The 7,002-nt window shown below is 69.9% G+C and carries 6 protein-coding genes; 3 read left to right on the forward strand and 3 right to left on the reverse strand.

Annotation, left to right across the window (positions count from 1 at the left end):
* Positions 1 to 131: 131 nt before the first annotated feature.
* Positions 132 to 1,055, reverse strand: a complete 924-nt coding sequence (locus tag MED01_RS16025; protein ID WP_274525786.1) for an aldo/keto reductase family oxidoreductase — start codon at positions 1,053 to 1,055, stop codon at positions 132 to 134.
* 139 nt (positions 1,056 to 1,194) lie between these two features.
* On the opposite strand from MED01_RS16025, the gene MED01_RS16030 reads away from it, so the two are divergent.
* Entirely contained in the window at positions 1,195 to 1,644 is a 450-nt protein-coding gene (locus MED01_RS16030) for a winged helix-turn-helix transcriptional regulator (RefSeq protein ID WP_238669365.1), read from the forward strand.
* A 10-nt stretch (positions 1,645 to 1,654) separates the two neighbouring features.
* Here MED01_RS16030 and glgA read toward each other — a convergent pair whose 3' ends face one another.
* A complete protein-coding gene (glgA, locus tag MED01_RS16035) occupies positions 1,655 to 2,875 on the reverse strand; it encodes a glycogen synthase (protein WP_238669366.1) in 1,221 nt (406 codons plus the stop codon).
* Positions 2,876 to 2,945: 70 nt separating this feature from the next.
* Here glgA and glgC point away from each other — a divergent pair, with 70 nt between their 5' ends.
* Together glgC and pgm are read left to right on the forward strand one after the other, a co-directional pair.
* Entirely contained in the window at positions 2,946 to 4,178 is a 1,233-nt protein-coding gene (gene glgC, locus MED01_RS16040) for a glucose-1-phosphate adenylyltransferase (RefSeq protein WP_238669367.1), read from the forward strand.
* Positions 4,179 to 4,209: 31 nt separating this feature from the next.
* The gene (gene pgm / locus MED01_RS16045; protein ID WP_238669368.1) at positions 4,210 to 5,853 is read left to right on the forward strand and encodes a phosphoglucomutase (alpha-D-glucose-1,6-bisphosphate-dependent); all 1,644 of its coding nucleotides are present in this window, start codon (positions 4,210 to 4,212) and stop codon (positions 5,851 to 5,853) included.
* Positions 5,854 to 6,001: 148 nt separating this feature from the next.
* Here pgm and MED01_RS16050 read toward each other — a convergent pair whose 3' ends face one another.
* Entirely contained in the window at positions 6,002 to 6,925 is a 924-nt protein-coding gene (locus MED01_RS16050; RefSeq protein WP_274525817.1) for an NAD(+)/NADH kinase, read from the reverse strand.
* Between the last annotated feature and the right edge of the window lie 77 nt (positions 6,926 to 7,002).

Here is a 7,002-nt window from a genome sequence, read left to right on the forward strand (position 1 = left end):
GCCAAGCCTGACTACCGCAGCGCGCTCGGGTCAGTGAACGAGACCACCGCACGGGGCGCCGGGCACCCGACAAGAGGCGGCCGTGTGCCCCGGCAGAAAGGCGGCGTGCGCCCCGTGCGGCGGACGCATCGTCACCTTCCGATCTTGTCCAGGTCGGCGAGGTCCTCGTCGGAGAGCGACAGCCCCGCGCCGGCGACGTTCTCGCGCAGGTGCGCGACTGACGACGTACCCGGAATGAGCAGGATGTTCGGCGAGCGCCGCAGCAGCCAGGCCAGGGCGACCGACATCGGCGTCGCGGCCAACCTGGCGGCCACGGCCGACAGGGCCGCGGACTGGAGCGGGCTGAAGCCGCCGAGCGGGAAGTAGGGCACGTAGGCGATGCCCTGTTCGGCGAGCGTGTCGATCAGCTCGTCGTCTTGGCGGAAGGCCAGGTTGTACATGTTCTGCACGCACACGATCGGCGCGATCGCCTGCGCCTCGGCGATCTGCTGCGCCGTCGCGGTGCTCACGCCGAGGTGCCGGATCAGGCCCTGCCGCTGGAGGTCGACGAGCGTCTCGAACGGTTCGGCGAGCGAGCCGGGTTGCGGGCCTTCGGCGTTGCCGAGCCGCAGGTTGACCAGGTCGAGAACCTCGACGCCGAGGTTCTCCAGGTTCTCGTGGACCGCCCGGCGCAGGTCGTCGGGCTTGCGGGCGGGGGGCCAGCCGCCCTGCTGGTCGCGGGTGGCGCCGACCTTTGTGACGATGTGCAGCGATTCGGGGTACGGGTGCAGAGCCTCCCGGATCAGCCTGTTGGTGATGCGTGGCCCGTAGGCGTCGCTGGTGTCGATGTGGGTGATGCCGAGTTCGACGACCTCGCGCAGGACGGCGAGCGCGCCGTCGTGGTCGGCGGGCGGCCCCATGACTTGCGGGCCGGCGAGCTGCATGGCGCCGTAGCCGAAGCGGGTGACGGTCAGATCGCCGAGCATCCAGGTGCCGCCGGGAAGGGAAGCGCTGCTGGCAAGGGAAGCGCTGCCGGCAAGGGTACGGGCGTCGTCTGGATGGGACGTGGAGCGCATGTGCAGACCTCGGATTTCAGTGGAGTGCGGCGCGATCGGTGCCGCGCAGGTGCCTGCTTCACTCTGGTCGGGTAACTTCCTGCTGGGAAGTAGGCACCTCAAAGTGCGTAACACACCGACAGGTGGGGGAGTGGCGCGGATGGCGACGACGACGGCGGCCCAGCAGAGAGCACAGACCAGGGCGGAGTACGACGTATTCCTGGCCGAGTGCCCCAGCCGCAAACTGCTCGACCGGATCTCCGACAAGTGGGTCACGTTGATCCTGGCCGCGCTGGGCAGCGACGGCTCCCACCGGTTCGGCGCCGACTGCGCCGGAGAACCCCGCCCGCTGCGCTACTCCGAGCTGTCGCGCCTTCTGGCCGGCGTCAGCCAGAAAATGCTCACCCAGACGCTGCGCTCCCTGGAACGCGACGGCCTGATCACGCGCACGGCGACGGCGACTGTGCCCGTCACGGTCACCTACGAGCTGACCGACCTCGGCCTCTCGCTGCACCACATGATCCGCGGCCTCAAGGGCTGGGCCGAGACGCACATGGACGAGGTGCTCGACAACCGGGCGACGTACGACACCCGAGCCTCCGCGGGATGACCGGGGCGGGTCAGCCCGCCGCGCCGACCGAGCGGTACACGTCCAGGGTCTGCCGGGCGATCGCGTCCCAGGAGAAGTGCTCCACCGCCCGCCGCCGGCCGGCCAGGCCGAACCGCTCGGTGCGCACCGGGTCGGCGAGCAGCGTGTTGATCGCGGCCGCCAGGTCGGCCACGAAGCGGTCCGGGTCCAGTGGGGTGCCGGAGCCGTCGGTGGCCTGCGCGATCGGCACCAGCAGGCCGGTCTCGTCGTCGGCCACCACCTCGGGGATGCCGCCGGTCGCGGTCGCCACCACCGCCGTCTCGCAGGCCATCGCCTCCAGGTTGACGATGCCCATCGGCTCGTAGACCGACGGGCAGGCAAAGACTGTGGCGTGGGTGAGCACCTGGATTACCTCGGGCTTGGGCAGCATCTCGGCCACCCAGACCACCCCGGAACGGTTGGCCCGCAGCTCGGCCACCAGCTCCTCGACCTCGGCGGCGATCTCGGCCGTGTCCGGCGCGCCGGCGAGCAGCACCAGTTGGGTGTCCGCCGGCAACTCCCGGGCGGCGCGCAGCAGATAGGGCAGCCCCTTCTGCCGAGTGATCCTTCCCACGTAGACGACGCTGGGGCGGGACGGGTCGATGCCGAGCCGGGCGAGCACGTCGGTGCCGGGGTCCGGGGCGTACTGGACGGTGTCGATGCCGTTGTAGACCACCCGGACCCGGTCCGGGTCGATCTGCGGGTACGCGGTCAGCACGTCGTTGCGCATCCCCCCGCTGACCGCGATGATCGCGTCGGCCGACTCGTACGCGGTGCGCTCGATCCAGGAGGAGAGCGCGTAACCGCCGCCGAGCTGCTCGGCCTTCCACGGCCGCAGCGGCTCCAGGCTGTGCGCGGTCACCACGTGCGGCACCCCGTGCAGCAGCTTCGCGGTGTGGCCGGCCAGGTTCGCGTACCAGGTGTGGCTGTGCACCACGTCGGTGCCGGCCACGCCGGCGGCCATCTCCAGGTCCACGCCCATCGTGCTCAGCGCGGCGTTAGCGCCGGTCAGGCCCGGCGGTTCGGCGTACGCGGTGACGCCCGGCTCGGTGCGCGGCAGGCCGAAGCAGTGCACCCGTACGTCGGCGAGGCCGCGCAACTCCCGAGCCAGGTACTCGACGTGCACGCCCGCGCCGCCGTAGACCTCCGGTGGGTACTCGCGGGTGAGCAGATCGACGCGCAGGGATCCGGTGGCCGGGGAGGAGTCGGTCATGTGCGCACCCTAGTGCAGAAGACTCCCCGTACGAGTGGTGAAGTGGGACGCGGGTGGATAGCGTCGGGGCATGGCTGCCAAGGTGCTCGCGATCGTCCTGGCGGGTGGGGAGGGCAAGCGCCTGATGCCACTCACCACGGATCGGGCCAAGCCGGCCGTCCCGTTCGGCGGGATGTACCGCATGGTCGACTTCGTCCTCTCCAACCTGGCCAACGCCGGCTATCTCAAGATCGTCGTGCTGACCCAGTACAAGTCCCACTCCCTCGACCGACACATCACCAAGACCTGGCGGATGTCCACGCTGCTCGGCAACTACGTCACCCCGGTGCCGGCGCAGCAGCGTCGTGGCCCGTGGTGGTTCGCCGGCTCGGCCGACGCCATCTACCAGAGCTTCAACCTGATCAACGACGAGCAGCCCGACTACGTGATCGTCTTCGGCGCCGACCACATCTACCGGATGGACCCGCGGCAGATGGTGGAGGACCACATCGCCTCCGGCGCGGCGGTGACGGTGGCCGGCATCCGTCAGCCGCTGTCGATGGCCGACCAGTTCGGCGTCATCGAGGTGGGCGAGGACGGCAAGCGGATCCGGGCGTTCCGCGAGAAGCCCACCGACGCTGTCGGTCTGCCCGACGCGCCGGATGAGATCTACGCCTCGATGGGCAACTACGTCTTCACCACCCGGGCGCTCTGTGAGGCGGTCGAGCGCGACGCCGCCGACAAGTCCAGCAAGCACGACATGGGCGGCAGCATCATCCCGATGCTCGTCGAACGCGGCGAGGCCAACGTCTACGACTTCCGCGACAACGAGGTGCCGGGCAGCACCGACCGTGACCGCGGCTACTGGCGGGACGTGGGAACGCTGGACTCGTTCTACGACGCGCACATGGATCTGATCAACGTGCACCCCGTCTTCAACATGTACAACTTCGACTGGCCGATCTACACGGAGCAGCCGCCGTGGCCGCCGGCGAAGTTCGTGCACCAGTGGGGTGAGCGGATCGGCCGGGCGGTCGGCTCGATGGTTTCCCCTGGTGTGGTGATCTCCGGCTCGTTGGTGGAGAACTCGATCGTCTCGCCGAAGGTGAGGGTTCACTCCTGGGCGCACGTCGAGGGCTCGGTGCTGATGGAGGGTGTGGAGATCGGCCGGCACGCTGTGGTCCGGCGGGCCATTCTGGACAAGAACGTGTTCGTCCCGGAGGGCGTCGAGATCGGCGTCGACCTGGAGAAGGACCGGCAGCGTTACACCGTTTCCGACAACGGCATCGTGGTGATCGGCAAGGGCCAGAAGGTCGTGCCGTGACCGACAGGCACTCCCCGAGGAGGATCCCGCAGTGACCCACCCCCGTGCCGGCCAGCCCGCCGAGCCCGCCGACCTGGTCGACGTGCCGCGCCTGGTGACCGCCTACTACGCCGAGCATCCGGATCCCGCGGACCCGGCCCAGCAGGTCTCCTTCGGCACCTCCGGCCACCGCGGCTCCAGCCTGCGCAACGCGTTCAACTCCGACCACATCCTGGCGGTCACCCAGGCGCTCTGCGACTACCGGCGCGAGCAGGGGTTGGACGGGCCGCTCTTCCTCGCCCGGGACACCCATGCGCTCTCCGCGCCGGCCGCTGTGGACGCCCTGGAGGTGCTCGCCGCAAACGGGGTCACCGTGCTGGTGGACAGCCGCGACGGTTACACCCCGACCCCGGCGCTGTCGCACGCGATCCTCACGCACAACCGTGGGCGGACCAGCGGGCTCGCCGACGGCATCGTCATCACCCCGTCGCACAACCCGCCCGACGACGGCGGTTTCAAGTACAACCCCACAAACGGCGGGCCGGCCGACACCGACGTGACCCGGTGGATCCAGGACCGGGCCAACGCCATCCTCGCCGCAGGGCTCAAGGAGGTCCGCCGGATCACCTACGCGCGAGCGCGGGCCGCCGACACCACAGGGGAGTACGACTTCCTCGCCAACTACGTCGACGACCTGCCGGCGGCGATCGACATCGACGCGATCCGCGCTGCGGGGATCCGCATCGGCGCGGACCCGTTGGGCGGGGCGAGCGTGGCGTACTGGGGTGAGATCGCCGAGCGGCACCGCCTGGATCTGACAGTGGTCAACCCGACTGTCGACCCGACCTGGCGGTTCATGACCCTGGACGGCGACGGCAAGATCCGGATGGACTGCTCCTCGCCGAACGCGATGGCGTCGCTGATCGCCGCGCGGGCCGACTACCAGATCTCCACCGGCAACGACGCCGACGCCGACCGGCACGGAATCGTCACTCCGGACGCCGGGCTGATGAACCCCAACCACTACCTGGCGGTGGCGATTCGTCACCTGTTCCGCACCCGCACCGAGTGGGGGCCGGACGCGGCGGTGGGCAAGACACTGGTCTCCTCGTCGATGATCGACCGGGTCGCCGCCGACCTGGGTCGGCCGCTGCTGGAGGTGCCGGTCGGCTTCAAGTGGTTCGTCCCCGGCCTGCTCGACGGGGCGGTCGGCTTTGGTGGCGAGGAGAGCGCCGGGGCGTCGTTCCTGCGGCGCGACGGCTCGACCTGGACCACCGACAAGGACGGCCTGCTGCTCTGCCTGCTCGCCGCCGAGATCCAGGCCACCACCGGCCGTAGCCCGAGCGAGCACTGGGCGGAGTTGGCCGAGCGTTTCGGCGCGCCCGCGTATGCCCGGATCGACGCTCCGGCCACCCGGGAGCAGAAGGCAGTGCTCGGCAAGCTCTCCCCGGAGCAGGTCACCGCCACCGAGCTTGCCGGTGAGCCGATCACCGCGACGCTGACCACCGCCCCCGGTAACGGCGCGGCGATCGGCGGCCTCAAGGTCAGCACCGAGTCCGGCTGGTTCGCCGCCCGTCCGTCCGGCACCGAGGACGTCTACAAGATCTACGCCGAGTCCTTCCAGGGCCCCGACCACCTCAAGCAGATCCAGGAAGAAGCCAAAACCCTGGTGGACCAAGCCCTAACCCAGGCCTAACCCCACCCCCCACCCCCCCACGCACCCCTCCACCCGTCCGTTGATCAAGAGGTTTGCGTCATGCCGACCGGCGTGTCGTGACGCAAACCTCTTGATCAACGGCGCCGGGGGCGGGGGTCAGCAGGGTGGGGGGTCAGCAGGGTGGGGGTCAGCAGGGTGGGGGGTCGGCGGGTGGAGGTAGTTGTTGGCCGCGTCGGCGCAGCTCTTCGGGGAGCAGTTCGCGGAGTTGCTCGGGGAGGAACGGCAGGTCGAGCAGCGTCATCTTCAACTGGTTGCGCTCCTGGTAGCGCAACGGGTCGAAGCGGACCACCAGACCGGCATCGCGGCGGTACGAGATGTCCACCGTCCCCTCCGTGGCCGCGTCGCGGAACACCAACCCGTCCATCTCCACGACCACCGGCGACGAGTTGGGCTGCAGCTCCAACCGGATCTTCTCGTCCGGGGAGAGCACCACCGCCCGGGAGATGCCGGCCATCGGCGCGGCGGGCGTGATCACCACCGAGTCCGCCGCCGGGGAGATCAGTGGACCACCGGCGGCGTAGCTGTACGCCGTCGAGCCGATCGGAGTGCTGACCACCACGGCGTCGCTGCGGTAGTAGCCGTACTGCTGGCCGTCGATGGCGAGCGTGACGCTGACGAAGCCGGCGCCCGGCTGACGCACCAACGCGATGTCGTTGAACGCCACCACGTCGTCGCCGCAGACGTCGCAGGCGAGGCAGGCGTGCGACTCGATGGTGAAATCCTTCGACAGCAGCCGGCTCAGCGCTTCGGGCAACTCCGGCGGCTCGACTTCGACGAGAAACCCCAGACGACCCAGGTGTACGCCGAGTACCGGCTTGGGGTCGCCGATGGCGGAGCGCAGCGCACCCAGCATGGTGCCGTCACCGCCGATGCTGATCAACGCGTCGGCGCGGGTCGCGACCTCACCCGCCGGCACCGGCTCGACGCCGGACGGGACACGGTGCTGGTCCTCCTCGCGCACCATCAGCGTCTTGTGGTGACGCGTCGCCCACCGCTCGATGATCCCGACCACCTCGGTGACATCCCGGGTGGGGTGCAGCACAAGTCCCAGCCCCGACACCCGTACAGCTCACCACATCAGCGGCGACCGTACCCCCCGTACACCGAAGGTGCGCCGACGGTCCGCGG

It is taken from the genome of Micromonospora alfalfae, assembly GCF_022230925.1.
Lineage (GTDB): Bacteria > Actinomycetota > Actinomycetes > Mycobacteriales > Micromonosporaceae > Micromonospora > Micromonospora alfalfae.

Bases quoted from the DNA above. Each gene is read 5' to 3' on its own strand.
- MED01_RS16025 (WP_274525786.1), bottom strand. From the start codon at position 1,055: ATGCGCTCCACGTCCCATCCAGACGACGCCCGTACCCTTGCCGGCAGC.
- MED01_RS16030 (WP_238669365.1), top strand. From the start codon at position 1,195: ATGGCGACGACGACGGCGGCCCAGCAGAGAGCACAGACCAGGGCGGAG.
- glgA (WP_238669366.1), bottom strand. From the start codon at position 2,875: ATGACCGACTCCTCCCCGGCCACCGGATCCCTGCGCGTCGATCTGCTC.
- glgC (WP_238669367.1), top strand. From the start codon at position 2,946: ATGGCTGCCAAGGTGCTCGCGATCGTCCTGGCGGGTGGGGAGGGCAAG.